Genomic DNA, 22,396 nt, shown 5'->3' with positions numbered 1-22,396 from the left:
TTGACCGGAACCAAAAGACCTTTTGGGCAAGCATCTTCCACGTCATCCATTTCCAGTGCTGTGAAGTCTACGCCATCTCGATCGAATCAATGGGATTCGCATGGCGTTATGCCCACAAGCACTCAGAATCAAGCTTCTACCCACTAAAATCAAAACTTTAAAAGCCAAATTGGTCTAGCTTCTGCTGGTCACGCTTCAGAGCTAATTTGTAAAGGAGCCTGAAAGCCTTGTTAATCAAGGATTTCCGAGAAACCGCTTTTCCTGGGCAAGCATGACCTCAAAGCCACACATGCCAAGAGTTTCAGGCTTCTTAAGATTTGCTTCATAAATTATAGCGTTTTTCATTCTGGCGAGGCATAGTAACAGCAATGGGAGAACCAATTCTGTAGGTCATTCAATGACACTTGGGAGAAGGACTCCTCAATGGCTTTGTCTAGATCAAGATAGCTCCGTGCCCCAAGGGAGCGCAGAATACTCTTAATCTTTGAAAAGCAATTCTCGATGGGTGAAAAGTCCGGCGAGTACGGCGGTAGAAACATCAGTTTAGCACCTGCATCCTCAATCAACCTCCTAACTTCTTCACCAAGATGAATCGAGCAGTTATCCATGATGACACATGCCCCTTTCCACAACTTAGGAACGAGTCTCTGGGAAATGAAGGCTTCAAAGGTAAGTCCATCGACTGAACCGATGAGATTGGAATAGGTAATTACCTTTTTAAGGCTAATTGCACCAAGAATCGAGACCCGTTTCCCTCGTTTGCTGGGACGCTTGCCATGGGCTCGTTTTCCTTTCGGGGCACGTGCCCGGAGTCGAGTCAAAGCCAGGTTCACTCCTGATTCGTCAATAAAGATTAAGTCTTGAGCCAGGAATCCTCGAACCAGTTGCCAAAATTTGACTCGTTCGATTTGCACCCGTTCAGTTTCCTTTTTGTCGGGATACAGCGTTTTTTTTAAGGGTTAAGTTCAGTTTCTCTAACATACGAAACATCGTCGAAACGCCAATCCGAACACCGACCCTTTGTTCCAGCAAGTCACACAACTCTGCCAATGTCGCGTCATGATTTGATTCAGCAATCGTTTTTAGGATCTCTAGTTGCTCATTACTTAATTTGGTTGGCGTTTGCTCAGTGCGGCGTTTGGGGGCAATCTCACCTGTTTCCCGATATTGTTTGATCAGCTTTCGCACGAAACTGTAAGCAACTCGAAATTGTTGAGCGATTTGACGTTGCGACGTATTCCCTTCAATGTAGACATCAATAATTTTTTGTCTAAGATCTAGTGAGTAGGGTCGCATTTGAGTTAAGGGTAAAGTAAATTCACTGAATAGATTAATCAAAATACGCCTCACTAGGCTAGAAATTGCTATAGCTCTCAGGGACTCCTACCATTCACCTTGACTTATCTTGACTTATTAGGAGTACAAATGATAGCTACTTTTTCTTCGCGTCAATCCAAGTCAGTAGCAAGATTGATCAGTGCTAGTCTCGGTTTAATGGCTCTTTTGGCAACAACAATATCCCTTACTGAATCGGCTAGTGCTGCAGCTGTGCGTATAGGGGTATTTAATGCCAACACGCTTCTTGCAAACGATGATGGTTCCACAGGAGCAGTAGGTATTGGGTTTTCAATTGACTTCTTCGGAAGTACCTACTCTGACTTGTTCGTTAACAACAACGGAAACGTAACGTTTAATGCCGCGTTGGGTACTTTCACTCCATTTAACCTTCTGTCCACCAGCACCCCAATCATTGCGCCGTTCTTTGCAACCGACCCTTTGTTCCAGCAAGTCACACAACTCTGCCAATGTCGCGTCATGATTTGATTCAGCAATCGTTTTTAGGATCTCTAGTTGCTCATTACTTAATTTGGTTGGCGTTTGCTCAGTGCGGCGTTTGGGGGCAATCTCACCTGTTTCCCGATATTGTTTGATCAGCTTTCGCACGAAACTGTAAGCAACTCGAAATTGTTGAGCGATTTGACGTTGCGACGTATTCCCTTCAATGTAGACATCAATAATTTTTTGTCTAAGATCTAGTGAGTAGGGTCGCATTTGAGTTAAGGGTAAAGTAAATTCACTGAATAGATTAATCAAAATACGCCTCACTAGGCTAGAAATTGCTATAGCTCTCAGGGACTCCTACCATTCACCTTGACTTATCTTGACTTATTAGGAGTACAAATGATAGCTACTTTTTCTTCGCGTCAATCCAAGTCAGTAGCAAGATTGATCAGTGCTAGTCTCGGTTTAATGGCTCTTTTGGCAACAACAATATCCCTTACTGAATCGGCTAGTGCTGCAGCTGTGCGTATAGGGGTATTTAATGCCAACACGCTTCTTGCAAACGATGATGGTTCCACAGGAGCAGTAGGTATTGGGTTTTCAATTGACTTCTTCGGAAGTACCTACTCTGACTTGTTCGTTAACAACAACGGAAACGTAACGTTTAATGCCGCGTTGGGTACTTTCACTCCATTTAACCTTCTGTCCACCAGCACCCCAATCATTGCGCCGTTCTTTGCAGATGTAGACACCCGTGGATCTGGTTCCGGTATCGTATCCTTTGGTACTGGCACCGTAGATGGACGTACAGCATTCGGTGTTAATTGGCCCGGAGTAGGGTATTTCAGCAATCAGACTGACAAACTAAACACATTCCAGCTTGTGCTAATTGATCGTTCTGACACGGGTGCAGGTAACTTTGACATTGAATTTAACTACGACCAAATCCAGTGGGAAACAGGTGATGCCAGCAGCGGCGATAATGGTTTAGGCGGGTTTTCTGCACGGGTGGGCCTGGTTGCCTGACACAAGTCCCGAAAGCCCAGAAAATTCGTTGTCTTGGGATCGAAGCCCATAGCTCCTGAGTTGGAGCCGGAGGGCTTGGTCAGAGGAGCTTTTGGGCCAGCGTCCCCTACGAGAAATCAGGGGTTTCCAGAGATGTGTCAGGCAGTCAGCGGGTGGGCTATTCTAACGGAGTTAACACGGCGTTTGAGCTTCCCGGATCAGCTATTAACGGAGCATTCTTAGATGGTGGTTCAAACAGTCTAATTGCTAATCGCTTGAACTCAACTGTAGACGGACGTTATGTCTTTCAGGCAAGGAATGGGACGGTTGTGAACCCTGACTCCATTCCGACTCCGGCTCTGTTGCCTGGTTTGGTTGGCATGGGTGCAATGGCACTGCGGAAGCGGAAGGCGGAAGCGGTTGAGCAAGAGAGTGAGGCTTAATTGGCGTTAGGCGCTTGTTAAAACTCGGAGTTCTAAAGTCAAAATGAAGGCTCTGCCTGAAGACTGGCTCAGAACTCCGAGTTTTGTGTGACTGGGCGCGATCGCTGGGCTAAAACTCGGAGTTCTAAAGCCAAAATAAGGCTCTTGCCTGAAGGATGGCTCAGAACTCCGAGTTTTGTGTGACTGGGCGCGATCGCTGGGCTAAAACTCGGAGTTCTAAAGCCAAAATAAGGCTCTTGCCTGAAGGATGGCTCAGAACTCCGAGTTTTGTGTGACTGGGGACGATCGCCCTAACTTCCAAAATCTTTGATTTCTCCCGATATGCAATGCTGATGGTGGAGGTTTACCTACCATGATTCAGTTCTCTGCGTCTGAGTCAATCATTCGCTCTAAAACGGCTCGTCCCACGGTTCTCCCAGCAGCCAGGAAAAGAGCATCGCGCCGAGGGCGATCGCCAGCCACGCGGGCCAATGGAACAAATGGTTGACCAATACAATCGGGAAGTAGACCACCGCTTGCACTAGCGCCAGCGTGATGAAAAATGCCAACAGACCGATTGCAAACGCCACGAGTTGACCTGCTCCTTTGCGATGCGTGCAACCCCATGCTACAGCAAAGCGATTGGAGCGAAAGCCGTCTGCATTGCCCCGCTTCCTCGCTATCCTGATGGCAGCATCGGCATGAAAGGAAAGAAAGACATGAATCAAAAAAAGCCCAAGGGAAACGGTGCGGGGGCGTGGCTGGTGGCTGGGGCGGCGATCGCCCTAATTGCAGGCGGCGGGCTGGGCTACTGGCTCTCTCGCCAGCCCAAACCGGGCGCAGTCTCCGATGTACCCGCTGGGCTGGAAGCCGCTCCCCGCGATGCGCTGCTGGCGCTGTCGATTTCTACCCGCCCGGCCCAGTGGCGACAACTGCGTGAATTTGGCACGCCCCAGACCCGTGCCCGACTCGATCAAGCGCTGGTGAACTGGCGCGATCGCCTGCTCACGTCCAAGGGCTATCGCTATGCTCAGGACATTCAGCCCTGGGTAGGCGACGAGGTGACGCTGGTGCTGCTGGCTCCGGCTGCGGAAACCGAAAAACCGCCTGCCCTCTGGATCTTGCCGATCGAAGATGTCGAAAAGGCACAGCAAAGCCTGTCGCGACTGGGGGCGGGCGCATCTGCCCCTGCTCGCAGCCACAAGGGCATTGCCCTCCGCACCCTCGCGGGAACCGAAGGACAGACCCTCAGCGCGGCGGTGCTGGAGGATCGCCTAGTGCTGTTGTCGGACACGGCTTCAGCAATTGAACGGGCGATCGATACCTATCAGGGCGGCGAGGCGCTGACCCAGTTGCCGAATTATTCCCTGGCCCTGGCGCAAACGGCTGTGCCTGAACCCTTTGCGCGGCTGTATGTCAACGGGCCCCAGGCAAAGGCGATCGCCGCTGCGAATTCTATCCAGCCAGCGCCGCTGTTGGGCCTAACGCCCCTACAAAACAATCAGGGTCTAGTCGCCAGTGCCCGTCTTACCGAAACGGGGGTGCAACTGCGGGGTTTTAACTGGCTACCCGCCGACAGTCAGAATCGCTATCGGGTGATCAACAATGCCGGAGATTTGCCGAAGCGATTGCCAGACGATGCGCTGATGGTGGTTTCGGGCAGCAGCTTCCAGCAGTTTTGGCAGGGCTATAGCCAGCAGGGCAGCGTAGTCAATCCCCGCAATCCGCTGAACCCCAACATGCTGCGCGAAGGGCTGCTCAGCACCACTGGGCTGAACCTGGAAACGGATCTGGTGGACTGGATGAATGGTGAATTTGCTCTGGCGCTGTTGCCGCAGCCCGATGCGACGGGCGAACGTCGTCTGTCGCTGGCCTGGGTGGCGGAAACGAGCGATCGCCCCGCAGCAGAGGCCTCCCTTGCCAAATTAGACGAGGTGATGGGCAGTCGCTATCGGTTTCGCGTTACCCGAGCAGAGGTGGGTGGGCAACCCGTGGTGGGCTGGGCATCGCCCTTTGGCTCGATCAACGCAACCCACGGCTGGCTGAATAACAACACCGCCTTTTTGACTCTGGGTACGGGCACGCTTCCCAGCCTGCTGCCCCAGTCCGAAACGCCCCTGTCTACCGATCCAGACTTTTTGGCCGCCACCACGACCTCTCTGAACAATCAAAACGGGCAATTTTTTATCGATATTGAGCGGCTGCTGACGAGCGACACCCCCTTTCCACTGCCCAATCTGCCGAATGGGGCCGAGATTTTTCTAACAGGAATGCGATCGCTCGGCATTACCACTGCCATTGAGGGCGATCGCACGACTCGCTATGACCTAAACCTGATCCTGCAAAAATCGACCGAACCCGTTGCGCCCCTGCCGCCGCCAGAGTGAGGGAGGCGCAAACTTCGTTCTTCGTTTTTCGTTCTTCGTTCTTCTCCCTTAAACCCTCGTATAAGCAGAATAGACTGCTTTCTCGTTGACCCGCACCCGGTTTGCCACAATGCCCAAAATGGGCAGATTCGACACGCGGAAGGTTTCCAGCGCGTCGGACAATTGCTTACGCTGCACTTGACCCAGGCTGGCGACGATCAGCGTACCGTTGGTGTAGGCGGCGACGACGCTAGAATCTGCCAGGTTCAGAATTGGTGGTGTATCGTAAATCACTAGGTCAAACAGGCCAGCGCACTGGCGGGCGACTTCCTGCATCCGGGGAGACGTGAGCAGACGGATGGGGTTGGGAGCCATTGAGCCTGCGGTGATGACGTAGAGCGAGGAGTCGGGCGATCGCCGCCGGATCACCTGCTTTAGCGACACATCGTTGTCGCTCAGCAAATCCGTCAAGCCTAGATCATTCGGCAGGCTCAGCCGCTCGTGCAGCGTCGGTCGCCGCAAATCGGCATCCACCAGCAGCACCCGCTGCCCCAGCGAGGCCGCCGCCTGCGCCAGATACAGCGCCACGGTGGATTTGCCTTCCTCCGGTGTAGCGGAGCTAATGGCGAGCGATCGCAGCGGCTGCGACGCACTCAGCAAATTCACCCGCGTTAGCAAGGACTGGAATGATTCCAGAAACAACGGCGAGAGCTGCTGGTCAGCCGTGAAAATTGGCATCGGCTGGAGCGGAATTTGCCCCAGCACAGGCAGCCTCGCCCCCATCTTCAGTTCATCCGGCGCGTGATAGCGATCGGCCAGGATTTCGATCAGCAGCCCCACGCCAACGCCCAGCAGCGACCCTAACAATGCTGCGAGAAGCAAATACTGGCTAACGTTGATGCTGGCGATGTTGGTTGGATCGCCGTTCGCATTACGCAGCAGGGTTGGGGGGTTGATCAGCTCCCACGGGGTTTGCTCCTGGGCAGCATCGACCTGGAGCGCCTTTTGCCGGGCCGAAAACTCGGTGAGAATGCCAGTGGCAATGTTGAGCTGCCGCTGGAGTTCGTCGTATTCGTTGGCGGCGGCAGGCAGATTGCGGATCTGCTGCTGAATCTGGCTCTCGGACTGGGCGATCGCCCGGTTTCGGTCTTCTAGCACACGGATCTGGTCTTCGACTTTATCCAACACGCGCCGCGCTTCGCGGTTAATCAACTGCTGGATGTTGTTGCGCCGCTCCTGGAGATACTGCATGTCGGGGTTGAGGTCGGTCATGCGAGCGGCCTCGGTGGCCAGTTCTGCTTCATACTGCTGAAACAGTCCCAGCAGCGTGCCATATTCGGGTGCTTGGCTGAGGATGGCGACGGGATCGTTCGCAGCTAGGGCCGCATAGCGCGATCGCGCTTCGACCAGGTTGGTATTTGCGGCCAGTCGCTCTTGCCGCAAAGTGCCCGACTGCTGCGTCAGTTGCGTGCCCTCCAGAGCCGGATCAATCAGCGTGTTGCGCTCTCGAAAGGCCTGCAGCCGTGCCTGGAGGCGATCGACCTGCTCCTGCAATGCCGGAAGCTGGTCATCAATGAACTGTACTGCTTGCCCAATGCTGGTTTGGCGCTGCTCTAGGGCGTATTTTAAGTAATTACCTGAAAGCTCTTCCAGCGCAGCCAGCACCACTGCTGGATCACTATCTTGATAGGAGACTCGGATAATTTTCGTGTTTTCGTCTCTGTTGCCGATGCGGTTGCTGAGACGTTCCACCACAAGCCGCCGCTCCAAAATCTGCCGCGCAACTTCATCGGTCAAGTTGGGATCACGCGCCTGGAGGCGATCGACTAGGGGCTTGATCAGTTGCGGATTGCGGAGAATCCGAATTTGAGTAGGGTAGTCTAACCTTGGCCGACTCACGTCTGTGCTGCCAACTCCGTCAACCTGGGCAGCCGTTGTTTGGCGACTGGCTTGGACATCGCTGGTAACTGGCTCTACGAGTAAATCAAAGCTGCCGATGTAAGACGGTGGCGTGTTGTTTGCCTGGTTCAAGATCAAAAACGCGGCGGCTGCTGTAGTGCCAGTAGCCACGCCCAGGATAATTGGGGCGCGTCGCCGCAGCGCTGCAAAGACCCAGCCGATATTCCAGGATTCTTCTCCCGCAGCGCTATTGATAGTACCCTGATCGACTGTCTCTAGCCTGGCCAGAACAGGTTCTGACGTGGGCCAGCCAAAGCGCTGGGGATTGGAATTGGGTTGAAAGTTGGGTTCGCTTTTCATAGGCTGCTGAGAATCTGTGGGAGGCTTGACAACAACGTTCCGAATGCTGAGATAGATTCCCAAAATCGGTCGGTTGCTCAGACGACATGGGTTCTGTTAGATATTTACGCTTTTCCGCATTCGGGCCCGGATTTTTACGGAAAGTCGGATTAACGGCAGGGGTCGATTTTTTCTGGAGCAGCGGGCGATCGCCCCACAATTTCCTGCTCATCACCCCCTAATCCTCTTCAGATCCTCAGCACATCTTCAGATCCTCAGCACATCTGCCCTCAGCAAAGCGTCGCGAAAAGCACCCTCCGAAAATCTGGACAAACCAAACACCGCATCAGCAAATTTTCGAATACTCCGGATTTCCACGAAGCCTTCATGAACTTGGATACAGAAGGCTTCGAGTTCATGTTGCATTCTGTTAACTTGCCTTCGAGAGGCAGAAGGGCGATCACGCTGTTTATTTTTTGGAGAGCACCAGTTTAGAGTTAGAAAGCTAGCTTGAGTACCAAAGCTTTTAATTTAAAGCTAATGAGCCGAAAGCTCTAGAAGAATTAAGAATCGCACTACCTTCCTATGCTGCAATACTTGAAGAAGATCTGGTTTATTTTAGGGAATTCAAAGAGGCAGATCCCGCTGTTATTTCTGGTATTTACTATTTCTTCACTTGCTGAAACTCTGGGAATTGGGATGCTCGGGCCCTTTTTTACAATTGTTTCAGATCCACAAATTATTGAGCAGAATTCTGCTCTGTCAGGAATATTTGGTGCTTTAAGGATATCTTCTACAAGAGGCGTGATTACTTTTCTCTGTATTTTCATAGCTGTAACTTTTATTCTGAAGTCAGCACTCTACTTCTTTTCTAAGCTGTATATTCTTAAGTTCAGCCATATGCATAGGGCTAACATGATTCAGACTTTAAATCATGCCTATCTTTATAGTGATTACAATTACTTCATTTCCAAAAACTCATCAAGTCTAATTAAGAATATCACACTCGAAACGCAGGAGTTCTGTTACAAGATTCTACTGTCCTTGCTGTACGGCGTTTCAAATCTGTTTATTCTAGTTTTTCTATTTGTCTTAATGGCGGCAACAGATTTGCTTCTTTTAGCCGCAACCCTTTCCGCATTGCTGCCTGTTGTGCTGCTGATTTACTTCATGAGACATCGATTAAAGCGCTGGGGACGAAAGAGTTCAGAGGCACTGCAAGGCATTATTAAGACGCTCAATCATGGGCTAGGTGGATTTAAAGAAACTCGTGTTATTGGCTGTGCGCCCTACTTTGAAGCGCAAATGGCTAGCAATGCAAAGCAATATGCTCAGGCGGCTTCCTTTGCTGCAAGCTTTGACATGTTGCCTCGCATTTTGATTGAAACAGTGTTAGTTGTGTTTATCGTGTCATTCATTGCAATTTCACAGCTTTTTCTATCTCGTAGCACAGATCTACTAATTTCTAGCCTCAGTGTGTTTGCAGTTGCTTCGATTCGCCTGGTGCCTGCCGCTAGCCAACTCATGTCTACCATTGGTAATCTGCAAAGCACTCGCCACGTCCCGGATATTTTATATGCTGATCTGAAGGAAATTGAACAACGGTTCTCTGTATCTAGCAATAGCAGCCTAGGGTCTAGGGAAAGAGCTTTGAACCATACAGTTGCGATGGACTTTCAGCAGCAGATTCGATTATCGAATGTGGTTTATCGCTACTCAACGTCTTTAGACCCAGCAATTAACGATGTATCGTTAGAGATTCAAAAGGGAGAATCGATTGCGTTTATCGGAAAATCTGGAGCAGGCAAAACCACGTTGGTCGATATTATCTTAGGTTTGCTTACGCCTCAAAGTGGAGATATTACCGTTGATGGGGTGTCTATTTACCGAGATTTGCGAGCATGGCAAAACTTGGTGGGCTACATTCCACAATCTATTTTCCTGTTAGACGACACGATCGAACGAAATATTGCCTTTGGGGTTCCGGATCATCTGATTGACTATAGAAGGTTAGAGCAGGCGATCGCCGCTGCTCAGTTAGAGGAACTGATTGCCCAGATCCCCAAAGGCATTCATACTCGCATCGGAGAGCGCGGCGTGATGCTCTCCGGTGGACAGCGACAGCGAATCGGCATTGCCAGAGCGCTCTATCATGAGCGAGAAGTGCTGGTACTCGACGAAGCTACTTCTGCCTTGGATAACGAGACCGAAAAGAAGGTAAGCGAAGCAATTCAAGCACTGTCAGGTAAGAAAACAATAATTATTATTGCCCATCGCTTATCGACAGTAGAACATTGCAATCGAGTCTATCTATTGGAGACTGGAAAAGTTTTAAGATCTGGAAAATATAGGGAAATTATTGCCTCTTGAGAATTCTGAAAATTATTAGCTTACGCAGGAAATACTAGGCTGAAATATAAGACTTATGAAAAAGATGATTGATAGCCCAAGCAAAGCTTTGGCCTTCTATAGTGCAATAACTCAATTTGATAATCTTGGCGATCTCCTCATTAATAAGATTCTGATATCAGAAGTGAGGAATTATGCACGACTGGTAGTCAATGTCAATGGTGTTCCAGAATGGTACAGACAAGAACTTGGCTTGCTACCAGAGGAAATTATTGAGGAATCCAGAAGTAAATTTCGTGTTCGCATTATCTTGGCAGGTATCAGAAGGCTGTCCGGGTTCAAAAAAAATACCTTTGTGATTATCAATCCTGGACACAGTTATGGAGATATGAAAGTGCTAGGAGGTGTTTTTTTCAGAATATTGATAAACTCGACCCTGATCTACTTGTCTGGAGTCAGACGTTGCCGTTTTGGTTGCTCCATTGGCCCCTTTTGGGGAAGACGGGAAAGCCTAGAAAGATGGCAGTCTAGACTAACGTACTTTAATTCTGTAAGAGACAGCTCGTCAAAAAGCTATGCCGAAAGTATAGGAATCCAGAATACAGTATATTTTCCTGATTTAGCTTGGTTAATGGAAACACGATATACGCGAGAAAGGCCCTCTATTGAGTCTCGAGAGTTTGTAATTCTTAGCTTCCGAGATTCAACTCCTGGTTTCTTGGGTCAGCATTTAGACGCTCAAGAATATCAAAATCTACTATTCTCCAAGATAGATAGAATTGTAGAATATGCTTCGAACGTTCTATCAAAGAAGATTCTGGTTTGCCATCAAGTTGAGCGCGATGAATCTATGTCAAAGTTGATATATGAGCGCTACAAAAGCACGCATAAAGTTGATCTTCTGGACTCTAGAGTGACAGCAAGAGATATGGAAAAGGTGTATTCAAGTTCATGTCTTGCTTTTAGCAATAGGCTTCATGTCCTAATGTTTTCTATGGCTTTTGGATCTCTGCCTGTGGCTGTTATAGACTCAAAAAGGCATACGAAAATATCAGGAATTTTTATTGATTATAGTATGGAATCCTTGATACTAGATATTCATGATAAAGATACATTTGTACGGCAGAGGCTGGATGACTTGTTGCAGAGACAAATGCCATCCTTGAATGAAATTATTGTTGATTCTTATCAGAAAAACTCTGCTATTGCCAAATCTTTGATTCAAAAGACCATTTTGGGATAGTTTAATCTTTTGGATTTGATTTGCGACGGAATAAACCGTTTTAGACTGGCTAGAATCATGAAAAAAGCTGTGGCAATTATTATATTTAATCGACCAGATAAGACCCTGAAAGTGCTTGATAAAATTCGTCAAGCTAAACCTGAAAAGCTCTTTGTGATTGCAGATGGGCCGAGAAGTGAGAATATTAATGATGCAAAGAGGTGTTCTCAAACTCGTGCAATCATCGATCAGGTTGATTGGGAATGTGAAATCCTAAAAAACTATTCGGAACATAATTTAGGCTGTGGAAAGCGAGTCGCATCTGGTCTGGATTGGGTATTTTCGTTAGTTGATGAGGCAATTATTCTGGAAGATGACTGTGTCCCTCACTCCAGTTTCTTTTCTTTCTGTGAAGAACTTTTAGACCGCTATCGAGACGATGCTAGAGTTATGTCCATATGCGGAAAAAATGTTCAGTTTGGACGCAATTCAACTAAATTTAGCTATTATTTCTCTCGCTATGCTCACTGTTGGGGATGGGCAACATGGAGTCGAGCATGGAAATACTTCGATTATGACATGCTTAATTGGGAGATGGTAAAGTCTGAAAATCTTCTGGAAGATATACTGGGGGATTCTCGCTCTGTTGGTTATTGGACTAGTATCTTTCAGTCAGTTTACGAGCGAAGGTATCAGTCTGCTTCTTGGGCTTATCGCTGGCTGTTGTCTAGCTGGTTGCAGAATGGTTTAAGTATTTTGCCAGGTGTAAATTTAGTTTCCAATATTGGCTTTGGCGAAGATGCAACACATACAACAACGACGAGCGAGCGAAGCCAGTATGCCAATATGCAGACGGAAACAATGCAGTTTCCTCTTAAGCATCCGCCTTATTTAATTCGTAATCGAGCGGCTGACAAGTTTGAGCAAGATACCCTGTTTGACCCTAGCTTAATGACCCGTGCCAGAGCGAAACTGCTACGCATGCTTGGCAAAAAAGTGATTTAAGGTAAAGTAACTTCATTTCTGTTAGTTCCCTTGGTTTTCCGCGACCTTGATCTGCTAGCCTCTGAACCCCTTACAGTATGGTTAATCCTGATTGGCATTTTGAGGGTGGTGAATGAATCAGAATGCTAATGATTTCTTGATTTGTTCAGGCAATGTTCTTCCGGTGCTTCATAAAAATAGCTTGCAGTCTATTCCTGGAAATACATCATGTCAATTGCAAAATTTTCAGTTAACCAGCCGAAGGAGATTCAACAGTATTACCGAGAGCAAGGTTATGTTATTATTTGCAAGGCCTTGAAGCTTGACAAGATTGACGTATTGCTGGATCTGGTTGAGCAAAAGAAGCGCGATCGCCTGTTTGTCTTCAACAGCCAGGATACCCATATCCCCACCCGCCCTCGCCTTACCGAAGCAGGATTTATTGAAAACTCGATGCTAAATCCTGCGAATTTGAAGTTTTCGCCTCGACTATCTCGCGCTATTGAAAGCTGCTTGGTTGACCCAACGGTGGCCGAGATTCTGAGCGTTTTATCGGGCGATCGCGCTCATGTGATGATACAAAATATGCTGTTTGATAAGTCAACTGGCACAATCGAGCATCAAGATCACTATTACCTAGATGCTGATCCACCCGGCAATATGGTTGCAGCCTGGTATGCATTAGAAAATATTCAAGAAGATGCAGGCTGCTTTTTTGTTTTACCCGGAAGCCATAGGGGACGAGTAATTTCCAGAGCCAATGCCAAAAATTTTAGTGATCATGAAGACTATCGCAAGGAAATTATCACGCTGATTCACAATAGCGACTATCAATATAAGGCTTTTCCCTTAGAAAAAGGGGATGTTTTATTCTGGCACCCTTACACCATTCACGGAGCCTACAAAAATACTAATCCACAACATAGCCGCAAGTCGCTAACGGCACACTTTTATCCGGCTCAGTACAAGCCACTCTATGCAGCAAACGCACCCAAACTTCACGCTTCCATAAACCCGCGCATTTTGATGACAGGCGATGCGATCGCCCCCTATGTGGATAGCTTCAAAACCTACTTGCGCTTTGTTGCCAATGCTCTTCGGGGGCGCGGTCCAGAAATGGTCATGCGTCGAGAAAACTATGAAGAGGCTGCCTGAGCATGAAAATTTTACATCTCAGCACCTTTGACACCATTGGCGGCGCAGCGCGGGCAGCCTACCGGGTGCATCAGGGGTTGCGATCGCTCGGAGCAGATTCCTGGATGCTTGTGCAAAAAAGCACCAGTGGCGATCGCACTGTCTTGTCTCCAAAGACCCTACTGGGACAAGTCGCGAGTCGCCTTCGTGCTGAAATAGATGGACTAGCGCTGCGTCCCTATCCCCACGTCAACAAATCAGTTTTTGACATCCAGCGTACGCCCAACCGAATCTCTCCCCGTATCCAGCAGCTTAACCCTGATATTATTAATCTTCACTGGATTTTAAATAGCTACTTGCCTATTGAAAGCTTGACGCGCATCCCAAAGCCGATCGTGTGGACGCTGATGGATATGTGGCCGTTCACTGGCGGCTGCCACTACACGCAGGGATGCGATCGCTACACCCAGGCTTGCGGAAGCTGTCCCCATCTCGGCAGCACCAGCGAAAATGACCTATCTCGTCGCACCTGGCAGCGTAAAGCGAAGGCGTGGAAGGATCTCAACTTGACGATTGTTTCCCCAACGCAGTGGCTCGCAGAGTGCGCTCGTGCCAGTACCCTGTTCAAAGACTTGCGTATCGAGATTATTCCCTTTTGCCTCGATACGCAAACGTATAAGCCGATCGATCGCCAGGCGGCCCGATTCGCCCTCAACCTGCCGCCAGATAAGAAGCTGATCCTGTTCGGGGCCATTAGCGCTACCCAGGATCGGCGTAAGGGATTTCAGCTATTGCAGCCCGCGTTACAGCAACTTGCTCAGACTGAACTGAATTCGCAAGCTGAAGTCGTGGTGTTCGGCTCCTCCAAACCGGAGTTTCCTGTTGATTTGGGTTTTCCTGCCCGTTATCTGGGACATCTCAGCGATGACGTTACATTAGCCTTGGCGTATTCCGCTGCGGATGTATTTGTAGCGCCATCGCTACAAGAAGCGTTTGGGCAGACGGCATCTGAGGCGATGGCCTGCGGCACGCCGGTCGTTGCGTTCAAAGGCACGGGACTGGCGGACATTGTGGATCATCAGCACAATGGCTACCTTGCCAACCCGTTTGAGATTGAGGACTTAGCCCAAGGAATCCGCTGGATTTTGGAGCATTCCGATTCGGAGCAATCACTGCGAGTGGCTGCTCGCCAAAAAGCTGAACACGCCTTTTCACTTGAGTTACAAGCTTGTCGCTATCTAGAGCTTTACCAAGACTTACTGGCTCGAATGCCCCCTGCATAACCACACTTCCCATGCAGATCCCATCTACAGACCTAGAGTTCAGCCTGGTTTGTTTTGACCTGTCGATCTACGGTCATCATCCACACTATATTTTGCACCTGTGTAAAGGTTGGACGGCGCGATCGCCCCTGGGAACGCTCTTTTTCGTCGTGTCGCCCCAGTTCCTCAAGGTTCATGCCGATGTAGTGCGGCAGTGCAGCCAGGGTGCCTCTGTTCAGTTTGTGGCGATTACCGAAGCTGAACAGACTGCGCTGAAATCTCGCAGTTCTGGCATTGCTCGCAACCTTCGCAACTTCCAGGAATGGCGATTGTTTGCCAGGTATGCCCAACTGCTGCAAGCTGACCATGCGCTGATGCTCTATCTAGACACCTGTCTTTTGCCAATGGCAGCTGGACTATCGTTTCCTTGCCCTGTTTCAGGGATTTACTTTCGCCCTACATTCCATTACTACACCTTTAGCCCCCGCCCCCAAACCTGGCGCGATCGCCTACAGGCCTGGCGCGATCGCCTGATCCTCGGCGCTGCGCTGCGCCATCCCCAGTTTCGCACGCTGTTTTCCCTCGACCCGATTGCACCAGGCCATATCACGCCGCCCCCCCATGTCAAGGTCTGTGCGCTAGCCGATCCGGTCGATTTGGCTTACCAGTCGGCCGGTTCTGGGGTCGAACTCCGCCAGCAGTTAGAAATTGAGGGCGATCGCACTGTATTTCTCCTGTTTGGTGCGCTGACTGCCCGTAAAGGGATATATCCACTACTGGAAAGCTTGGAACTGTTGCCTGATGAAGTTTGCCAACAGGTTTGCTTGATTTTGTTAGGGGAGGCTAATGCTGGTGATCAGCCGCGAATTGCTCGTTCAGTATCGCTGCTGCGTCAGTGCAAACCGATTCAAATTCTAGAGCGCTATGAGTTTGTAGAAGATTCGGTGCTGCATCAATATATCGAAATAGCAGATGTGGTGCTGGCGCTGTATCAAAAGCATGTTGGTATGAGCGGCATTTTGATGCAGGCCGCGTTGCACCAAAAGCCCGTGCTGAGTTCGGATTATGGATTAATGGGTGAACTGGTGCGCCAGTATGAATTGGGGCTAGCGATTCAGTCGGAAAAACCAGGGGCGATCGCCAACGGAATTACCCATTACATTTTGCAAGGTCAAGAAATCAATATTAATCTCCACAGAACACACGAGCTCATTGCAAATCATACCTCAACGAAATTTTCTACTTCTATCCTAAGTGAGTGCGTCAGCCAGGAGATTTATGCAAAAGCCCAGCACCTCTAAAATTGCCTGGCTGCTGCCAACGACCTGGTTTTATTGGCAACCCGCTTTGAGTGAACTGACTCGATATTTTCCGCATACCAAGGTTTTTACGGGGCTATTTCCAGGTTTTGCAAAAGGACTAGAAAATCCTTTAGACGTAGAGATGGTTGGTAAGCAAAAAGTGGTGACAGTTACGAAGTCTGTTACCAGTTATGGCAATAACTTTACTTATCTTTCACCCAAGATCTTGCCTCGACTGTTCCAATATCGCCCTCAAGTTGTGTTTTCTAGCTCCTTTGGCATCTGGACATTGTTTGCACTGCTAACAAAATGGCTAGGCAGATGGAAAGTCGTCATTGCATACGAAGGCAGTTCGCCGGGAGTAGATTATCGAAATTCACCCCTCAGATTGGCGTTGCGTCGAGCAATGGTGTGGGCTGCTGATGCTTGCATTACCAATAGTCGCACTGGGCAAAAGTATTTAATTGACTGCCTGGGATCGCCGCCAGAACGAACCTTTGCTCAGCCTTATGAAGTGCCGGATGTGCGCTCTCTGGCAGCAGTGAATGAAATGCTGGAGATTGTTGTTCCGGGTCAGTTGCTCCGTTTTTCAGATTTGAGGCATCCAGTTTTTCTTTTTGTGGGCAGTATGGTGCCCCGCAAAGGGGTGTCATGTTTACTGGATGCATGCAAGCTCCTGAAGGACGCAGGAAGTAAGGAGTTCAGCGTGCTGTTAGTGGGTGATGGCCCGCAGCAAGAAGATTTACAGTCATATGCGCAGCAGCATCAGCTAGAGAATTGCGTCACTTGGGTGGGGCGGATCAGCTATGACGACATCAGCACCTATTTTCATCATGCAGACGTATTTGTGTTGCCCACACTGGAAGACACCTGGGGCATGGTGGTGCTGGAGGCGATGCTGCTGGGAAAGGTGGTGCTGTGTTCTACAGGGGCGGGTGCAGCAGAGCTCGTGCGAGAGGGTGAAAATGGCTATTGCTTTGCGCCCAATGACCCAGAGGCGCTGGCTGCCGCGATGCAGCGTTTGATCACCGATCCGTCTCAGATTGCTGCGATGGGAGAGCGTTCAAAAGCAATCATGGCTGACTATAGCCCGCAGCAAGCAGGCGTATTTCTAAGACATGTTGCAGTCATGGTCATGGGAGGCGAATCAACATGAACCAGCCTCTCTGCATTTTGCTGTCGGCCTATGCCTGTCGCCCCAATATGGGGTCGGAGCCAGGTGTAGGCTGGAACTTAGCGCGGGCGATCGCCCAGCATCACCCCGTCTGGGTTCTCACCCGTGAAGACAATCGCCCTTTTATCGAAGCCGAACTTACTCAGCATCCATTCCCAAATTTGCAGTTTATTTATTGCGATGTTCCGGGTGCAAAGCTTTGGCATCGTAGTAATAAGACTGTTCATCTTCATCATTATCTTTGGCAACTCAGCGCCTACAGCACTGCAAAACGCTTATTGTCGCAGATTCAGTGGGACGTAATTCACCACGTTACTTACGTTCGCTATTCCTCGCCCAGCTTTCTGAGTCTTTTGCCTGTGCCGTTTGTTTGGGGGCCTGTGGGTGGTGGTGAAATGGCTCCTGCCGCGTTTTGGGAAGAGTTTGATCTCTATGCGCGAGTATATGAAGTGCTGCGCTATTTATCCCATCGGCTAGGCGAGGCTGATCCATTCACGCGCTTGACGGCAGCTCGCAGCGCTCTGGTCAGGGCGACGACCAAAGACACTGCCGCACGCCTGCGGAGCATGGGCGCTCAGAATTTAGAACTTTACTCAGAGTCAGGGCTTTCTCAAGAAGAAATTGTCAAGCTTTCAACCCTGTGGCCACCTACTTCAGACCCTGTGAGGTTTATTAGCATGGCTCGGTTGCTGCACTGGAAAGGTCTGCATTTGGGCATCCGAGCCTTTGCCGCCGCAAAGCTGCCTGACGCAGAATATTGGATTTTGGGAGAGGGGCCGGAGCGCGATCGCCTTCAACGGCTAGCAGATGACTTAGGAGTTGCAAAGCAGGTAAGGTTTTTCGGTAAGCTCCCTCGTCATGAAACCCTAAATCGACTGGGTGAAAGCCATATTTTGGTGCATCCTAGCCTTCATGATTCTGGCGGTTGGGTTTGTTTGGAAGCGATGGCGTGTGGACGGCCAGTCATTTGTTTTGACTTGGGTGGGCCAGCCGTTCAAGTTACCGAGAGTACCGGAATCAAAGTCGCAGCCCACTCCCCCTCGCAAGCAGTTTGCGATTTGGCAAGCGCCATGACTCAGCTTGCAACAGATGCAGAACTGCGATCGCGCCTCGGCAAGGCAGGACGGGAACATGTTCAAGCCCACTTTTCCTGGGAGCAAAAAGCAAAGAGCTTAATGCAGATATATAAGTTAGTGAGCAAGAAGCAATTGCAACCCTTCATCTAGTCAAGAGCTAAAAAGTCATGACAACACGGAATATAGCCTACTTTACAGGCCGTCTCCTACCTGCATCAGAAACTTTTATTCGCGCACAAGCAGAAAGTTTAAAGACGTTTAATCCTCACTACATCGGTACACGCTATATTTCTGGTTTGCCACTTCCAAAAGAAAGAGTGTTTGCAGTTAATTCAAATCAGTTTACAGGGTCTGCTCAGGAGTTGATTTTTAAGCTTTCAGGGATTGCACCACATCTTGTAAAACACCTTAGGAAACTCGAAGTATCACTAATTCATGCACATTTTGGAGTGTGTGGAGCTTTAGTGTTACCCATTTCTAAAGCCTTGGATCTGCCATTGGTAGTCACTTTTTATGGACTGGATGCCACCATGACAGATGAGTATGCTAATCGTGAGTCTATCAGCACAAGAGTATATATAAGAAGACGAGAATCCTTGAAGAGATCAGCCTCTTTGTTTATTGGTGTATCCGACTTTATTCGAGATAGGCTAATTGCTCAAGGCTTCCCATCTGAAAAAATAATTTCACACTATTATGGCGTAAACACACAGGAGTTTTCCCCAAATCAAAGAGTTGAGCGTGAACCAATCGTGTTGTTTGTAGGACGCTTCACTGAGAAAAAAGGCTGTGAGTACATTATTAAAGCTATGGCAGCAGTCCAGTCTGCTTTGCCAGACACCAGTCTTATCTTAATTGGCGACGGAGATGAAAGACAAAAGCTTGAAGAAATGGCCTCCCAGATACTAAAACGATATCAATTTTTAGGCTTTCAACCCTCTGATATCGTGAAAAAGTGGATGAACCGTGCTTCAATCCTAGCTGTACCTAGCATTACTGCATCTAATGGTGACTCAGAGGGTTTGCCTACTGTAGTTGTTGAAGCGCAGGCGATGGGGTTACCTGTTATTGGTTCTAGACATGCAGGTATTCCGCAGGCGGTAATTCATGGAGAAACTGGATTCTTAACAGAAGAACGAGACTGGCAGACCTTAAGTAATCTAATTTTTCTGGTTCTTCAAAACAAAGAATTGCTGAGAAGCCTCAGCGTTCGCGCTAGAGAACATGCAGTTAGCAACTTTAATCTAGATAAACAAACTGAAGTTCTGGAATCTATATATAAAAACTTAATACACCAATTTAACAGTATCAAATCTAAACATTAGCTTGATTACTTGAGTACACAACATGAAGTCAATTTCGTAATGCAGCAGATAACAGTTAGAAGCTTTAAAGAGCCTCATCGCATATATTTACCCATGCACATCCTCAGCATTCACAACGCCTATCAAATTCGCGGTGGCGAAGATGAATCCTGTGCTGCTGAACAGCAACTCCTGCGGGAACAGGGTCATCAAGTCGATGTGTATCAAGAGGACAATGCTCGCATCCAGACGCTCAATTCAGCCCATGCTGCTATCAAAACCACCTGGTCTGCCGAGTCCTATCGGGACATCCGGCAACATCTTGCACAGCATCCGGTTGATATCGTGCATATCCAAAACTTTTTTCCCCTCATTTCTCCCTCTGTTCACCACGCCGCCAAAGATGCAGGTGTGCCTGTGGTACAAACCCTGCGAAACTATCGATTACTGTGTCCCAATGCGCTCTTCTTTCGAGCGGGCCAGGTCTGCGAGGATTGCTTAGGAAAACCCATTCCTTATCCTGGTGTGCTGCATGGCTGCTATCGTGAGAGCCGCGCTGCCAGTGCTGCTGTAGCTGCAATGCTGCTTGCCCATCGTCTGCTAAGAACTTGGATTGAAACCGTAGATTACTTCATTGCACTCACAGAATTCGCACGTCAAAAATTCATTGAAGGTGGTCTACCAGCCCACAAGATTGTTGTGAAGCCCAACTTTGTGAGTCCTGATCCTGGTGTAGGAGACGGGCGAGGTGGCTACATGCTCTACGTTGGGCGGCTCTCGGTCGAGAAGGGACTGGACACACTGATCGACGCATGGCAGCGGCTAGACTTATCAGTTCCCCTCAAAATCATTGGTGATGGCCCGCTCTCTGATCAGGTCAACGCTGCTGCTCAAACCCATCCCTCTATCGAATGGCTGGGACGACAGCCCATGAATCAGGTTCACAATCTTATGGGCAGCGCTATGGCCGTCATCTTTCCGTCTAAATGGTACGAAACCTTTGGGCGGGTAGCAATTGAGGCATTTGCTAAAGGAACCCCCGTGATTGCGTCAAATATTGGGGCGATCGCCGAAGTTGTCCAACCTGGCTACACAGGCCTACAGTTCCATCCCAATGATCCGGACGATCTGGCACAACAAGTGAAATGGGTATTGAATCATCCAGAAGCGCTCCAGCAAATGCGTCAAAATGCCCGTGCTGAGTTTATCGCCAAATATACTGCCAAAGCCAATTATCAAATGCTAATGGATATCTACAGCAAGGTTCAGAAGCAGGTTTAACTGTACTTCTAAATTCCTATATATAGTGCGTTTTTGGCTTTTAACAAGATGAATCAGGTTATAGATATCTCTGTGCAAAAGCGAGGACGGCTGAGAATTCCTTCGCTTGTTGTTTTTGCCTTCGCAACAGTCTTTTTTCCTCGTATTGTGGAGTCGGCAGGAGCACCCGCAGCGATTAACTTCCTTCACTTTGCAATTGTTCCTATAGTCTTTGTACTAACCTTTACTAAGATTCGCAACAAAGGTAGTTCAGGGATCTGGGTCACTCAACTTTTGCTGTTGGGCTTGTTTTTTCTATTGCTAAGCATGACTATCAGCGCCTTTTTAAACAAAGCAGGGTTGGTTAATCTATTCATTGGATACATGCTTTTGGCAGAGCCGTTTTTTCTACTGGCAATTATTGTCTACACGCCAATGAGTGCTCGTAATGTGCGCTGGATGCGAGGCTGGATTTTAGCATTTGGTGCTAGCAATGTGCTTCTAGCATTGGCCCAAAAGCTACTAATTAGCATTGGCGTACTGAGAGTGACCAGAATGACAGTAGCTGATAATATACAGGGCGTATTTTATCTCTCTGGAGCAGGTCATGTGGTGTCTGCCTCTGTTTCTCTTACGTTTGGTTTGTACTACTTTGCCAGTGCCAAAAACTCACCCCTATGGCTACGCATTACAGTTTTTGTTTCAACAATACTTCAGCTTTTATTCGCTGACGCTAAGCAAACGCTGCTAGTTTTTCTGGCTGCTTGGGGGATCCTGATTTTGGTTAAGCTGACGGATATTCGAGTAGTTATTCAATACATCATTAGCGGCATTCTGGCTTTTTACTCATTCCTCTGGGCATTGAGAAATGTGCCATTATTCGCAGCATTCAACGGTTGGATTCGTCCTGGACTCTACGGCCCCGATGGCGATGCAACTGTACTTAAACTTAGCGGCTTTTCAATTATTGTTTCATTTTATGAAAACTTTTTGAATTGGTTGTGGGGATTGGGCCCAGGACATACGGTTGGACGTTTGGGAGGCTGGCTGCTGAAAGAATACTCCTCATTGCTAAGCCCACTGGGAGCGACTACTCGACCTGTCAGTTCTGAGGTCGGAAGAGTCTGGGGAGAAAGCTATCTAGATTCCAGCTTCTTCTCGCCTTTGTTTGGCTGGATTGGGATTTGGGGAGATTTCGGCTTGTTGGGGTTGGGGGTTTATTTATTTCTGTGGTGGGTCGTTTGGCATTTCCTGTGTCAAGACGACTTCTCTAAATTCACAGTGATTACTGTGTTTATCTTTGGGTTTATTTTCACCCAGATGGAAGAACCGGGCTATATGCTGACGGTCACGACCTTGCTTGGATTGCGATGGCAAGAACTGTGTGCAAAGGAAACTCCTCCTACTCGACGAGTCTATTTACAGCTTTCCTGATGGGATGAATGGTAAGCGAAGTAAGTGGATATAACGTCTGCACGATCGCTTCTGAGGAACATCTCTCTGGTTTTGTGCCGTTG

Annotated in this window: 18 protein-coding genes; 14 read left to right on the top strand and 4 right to left on the bottom strand. The window is 48.7% G+C overall.

Annotated features, from left to right (window positions below; genetic code table 11):
* Nucleotides 1-341: 341 nt before the first annotated feature.
* Both HPC62_RS13400 and HPC62_RS13395 read right to left on the bottom strand, forming a co-directional pair.
* A protein-coding gene (locus HPC62_RS13400; protein WP_205370770.1) for an IS630 family transposase occupies nucleotides 342-1,296 on the bottom strand; the annotation gives its coding sequence in 2 pieces (ribosomal slippage) (nucleotides 342-954 and nucleotides 953-1,296; 957 coding nt in all).
* Between the two features lie 330 nt (nucleotides 1,297-1,626).
* Nucleotides 1,627-2,052 carry a helix-turn-helix domain-containing protein gene (locus HPC62_RS13395; RefSeq protein WP_216655256.1) on the bottom strand — a complete coding sequence of 142 codons (426 nt, stop codon included), beginning with the start codon at nucleotides 2,050-2,052 and terminating at the stop codon, nucleotides 1,627-1,629.
* 99 nt (nucleotides 2,053-2,151) lie between these two features.
* Between HPC62_RS13395 and HPC62_RS13390 the strand changes: the two genes are divergently transcribed.
* Both HPC62_RS13390 and HPC62_RS24185 read left to right on the top strand, forming a co-directional pair.
* The gene (locus tag HPC62_RS13390) at nucleotides 2,152-2,808 is read left to right on the top strand and encodes a nidogen-like domain-containing protein (RefSeq protein WP_216655255.1); all 657 of its coding nucleotides are present in this window, start codon (nucleotides 2,152-2,154) and stop codon (nucleotides 2,806-2,808) included.
* A 134-nt stretch (nucleotides 2,809-2,942) separates the two neighbouring features.
* Nucleotides 2,943-3,230, top strand: a complete 288-nt coding sequence (locus HPC62_RS24185; protein ID WP_172356440.1) for a PTPA-CTERM sorting domain-containing protein — start codon at nucleotides 2,943-2,945, stop codon at nucleotides 3,228-3,230.
* A 389-nt stretch (nucleotides 3,231-3,619) separates the two neighbouring features.
* Here HPC62_RS24185 and HPC62_RS13380 read toward each other — a convergent pair whose 3' ends face one another.
* Entirely contained in the window at nucleotides 3,620-3,799 is a 180-nt protein-coding gene (locus tag HPC62_RS13380; protein ID WP_172356438.1) for a hypothetical protein, read from the bottom strand.
* Nucleotides 3,800-3,820: 21 nt separating this feature from the next.
* On the opposite strand from HPC62_RS13380, the gene HPC62_RS13375 reads away from it, so the two are divergent.
* Nucleotides 3,821-5,596, top strand: coding sequence for a DUF3352 domain-containing protein (locus tag HPC62_RS13375; protein ID WP_172356436.1), 1,776 nt, complete (start codon nucleotides 3,821-3,823; stop codon nucleotides 5,594-5,596).
* Nucleotides 5,597-5,644: 48 nt separating this feature from the next.
* Here the strand turns inward: HPC62_RS13375 and HPC62_RS13370 are convergent, their stop codons facing one another.
* Nucleotides 5,645-7,834 (bottom strand): GumC family protein, encoded by a 2,190-nt coding sequence (locus HPC62_RS13370; protein WP_172356434.1) that lies wholly within the window; start codon nucleotides 7,832-7,834, stop codon nucleotides 5,645-5,647.
* A gap of 564 nt (nucleotides 7,835-8,398) precedes the next feature.
* Here HPC62_RS13370 and HPC62_RS13365 point away from each other — a divergent pair.
* From HPC62_RS13365 to HPC62_RS13315, 11 genes are all read left to right on the top strand, one after another.
* Nucleotides 8,399-10,183 carry an ABC transporter ATP-binding protein gene (locus tag HPC62_RS13365; protein ID WP_172356432.1) on the top strand — a complete coding sequence of 595 codons (1,785 nt, stop codon included), beginning with the start codon at nucleotides 8,399-8,401 and terminating at the stop codon, nucleotides 10,181-10,183.
* Between the two features lie 55 nt (nucleotides 10,184-10,238).
* Nucleotides 10,239-11,405, top strand: a complete 1,167-nt coding sequence (locus HPC62_RS13360) for a polysaccharide pyruvyl transferase family protein (protein WP_172356430.1) — start codon at nucleotides 10,239-10,241, stop codon at nucleotides 11,403-11,405.
* Nucleotides 11,406-11,462: 57 nt separating this feature from the next.
* Entirely contained in the window at nucleotides 11,463-12,389 is a 927-nt protein-coding gene (locus HPC62_RS13355) for a glycosyltransferase family 2 protein (RefSeq protein WP_172356428.1), read from the top strand.
* Nucleotides 12,390-12,596: 207 nt separating this feature from the next.
* Entirely contained in the window at nucleotides 12,597-13,523 is a 927-nt protein-coding gene (locus HPC62_RS13350; protein WP_172356426.1) for a phytanoyl-CoA dioxygenase family protein, read from the top strand.
* A gap of 2 nt (nucleotides 13,524-13,525) precedes the next feature.
* Nucleotides 13,526-14,785, top strand: coding sequence for a glycosyltransferase family 4 protein (locus tag HPC62_RS13345; protein WP_172356425.1), 1,260 nt, complete (start codon nucleotides 13,526-13,528; stop codon nucleotides 14,783-14,785).
* Nucleotides 14,786-14,796: 11 nt separating this feature from the next.
* Entirely contained in the window at nucleotides 14,797-16,065 is a 1,269-nt protein-coding gene (locus tag HPC62_RS13340; protein ID WP_172356424.1) for a glycosyltransferase, read from the top strand.
* Nucleotides 16,043-17,221 carry a glycosyltransferase family 4 protein gene (locus HPC62_RS13335; RefSeq protein WP_172356423.1) on the top strand — a complete coding sequence of 393 codons (1,179 nt, stop codon included), beginning with the start codon at nucleotides 16,043-16,045 and terminating at the stop codon, nucleotides 17,219-17,221. The genes HPC62_RS13340 and HPC62_RS13335 overlap by 23 nt, the downstream gene beginning before the upstream one ends.
* Nucleotides 17,218-18,465, top strand: coding sequence for a glycosyltransferase family 4 protein (locus tag HPC62_RS13330; protein WP_172356422.1), 1,248 nt, complete (start codon nucleotides 17,218-17,220; stop codon nucleotides 18,463-18,465). The genes HPC62_RS13335 and HPC62_RS13330 overlap by 4 nt, the downstream gene beginning before the upstream one ends.
* A gap of 17 nt (nucleotides 18,466-18,482) precedes the next feature.
* Nucleotides 18,483-19,640, top strand: coding sequence for a glycosyltransferase (locus HPC62_RS13325; RefSeq protein WP_172356421.1), 1,158 nt, complete (start codon nucleotides 18,483-18,485; stop codon nucleotides 19,638-19,640).
* Nucleotides 19,641-19,733: 93 nt separating this feature from the next.
* Nucleotides 19,734-20,900, top strand: a complete 1,167-nt coding sequence (locus HPC62_RS13320) for a glycosyltransferase (RefSeq protein ID WP_172358942.1) — start codon at nucleotides 19,734-19,736, stop codon at nucleotides 20,898-20,900.
* Between the two features lie 33 nt (nucleotides 20,901-20,933).
* On the top strand, nucleotides 20,934-22,313 hold the full coding sequence (locus tag HPC62_RS13315; protein WP_225910547.1) for a hypothetical protein: 1,380 nt from the start codon (nucleotides 20,934-20,936) through the stop codon (nucleotides 22,311-22,313).
* Nucleotides 22,314-22,396 lie beyond the last annotated feature (83 nt).

The sequence above is a fragment of the Thermoleptolyngbya sichuanensis A183 genome, from assembly GCF_013177315.1.
GTDB classification, from domain to species: Bacteria; Cyanobacteriota; Cyanobacteriia; order Elainellales; family Elainellaceae; genus Thermoleptolyngbya; species Thermoleptolyngbya sichuanensis.
This window is presented reverse-complemented; position numbering and strand designations above follow the sequence as displayed.

What these genes read in the sequence shown, in the direction of transcription:
- HPC62_RS13320 (WP_172358942.1), top strand. Translation starts at nt 19,734, where the DNA reads ATGCACATCCTCAGCATTCACAACGCCTATCAAATTCGCGGTGGCGAA.
- HPC62_RS13355 (WP_172356428.1), top strand. Translation starts at nt 11,463, where the DNA reads ATGAAAAAAGCTGTGGCAATTATTATATTTAATCGACCAGATAAGACC.
- HPC62_RS13375 (WP_172356436.1), top strand. Translation starts at nt 3,821, where the DNA reads ATGCGTGCAACCCCATGCTACAGCAAAGCGATTGGAGCGAAAGCCGTC.
- HPC62_RS13365 (WP_172356432.1), top strand. Translation starts at nt 8,399, where the DNA reads ATGCTGCAATACTTGAAGAAGATCTGGTTTATTTTAGGGAATTCAAAG.
- HPC62_RS13325 (WP_172356421.1), top strand. Translation starts at nt 18,483, where the DNA reads ATGACAACACGGAATATAGCCTACTTTACAGGCCGTCTCCTACCTGCA.
- HPC62_RS13370 (WP_172356434.1), bottom strand. Translation starts at nt 7,834, where the DNA reads ATGAAAAGCGAACCCAACTTTCAACCCAATTCCAATCCCCAGCGCTTT.
- HPC62_RS13350 (WP_172356426.1), top strand. Translation starts at nt 12,597, where the DNA reads ATGTCAATTGCAAAATTTTCAGTTAACCAGCCGAAGGAGATTCAACAG.
- HPC62_RS13345 (WP_172356425.1), top strand. Translation starts at nt 13,526, where the DNA reads ATGAAAATTTTACATCTCAGCACCTTTGACACCATTGGCGGCGCAGCG.
- HPC62_RS13330 (WP_172356422.1), top strand. Translation starts at nt 17,218, where the DNA reads ATGAACCAGCCTCTCTGCATTTTGCTGTCGGCCTATGCCTGTCGCCCC.
- HPC62_RS13360 (WP_172356430.1), top strand. Translation starts at nt 10,239, where the DNA reads ATGAAAAAGATGATTGATAGCCCAAGCAAAGCTTTGGCCTTCTATAGT.
- HPC62_RS13340 (WP_172356424.1), top strand. Translation starts at nt 14,797, where the DNA reads ATGCAGATCCCATCTACAGACCTAGAGTTCAGCCTGGTTTGTTTTGAC.
- HPC62_RS13335 (WP_172356423.1), top strand. Translation starts at nt 16,043, where the DNA reads ATGCAAAAGCCCAGCACCTCTAAAATTGCCTGGCTGCTGCCAACGACC.
- HPC62_RS13395 (WP_216655256.1), bottom strand. Translation starts at nt 2,052, where the DNA reads ATGCGACCCTACTCACTAGATCTTAGACAAAAAATTATTGATGTCTAC.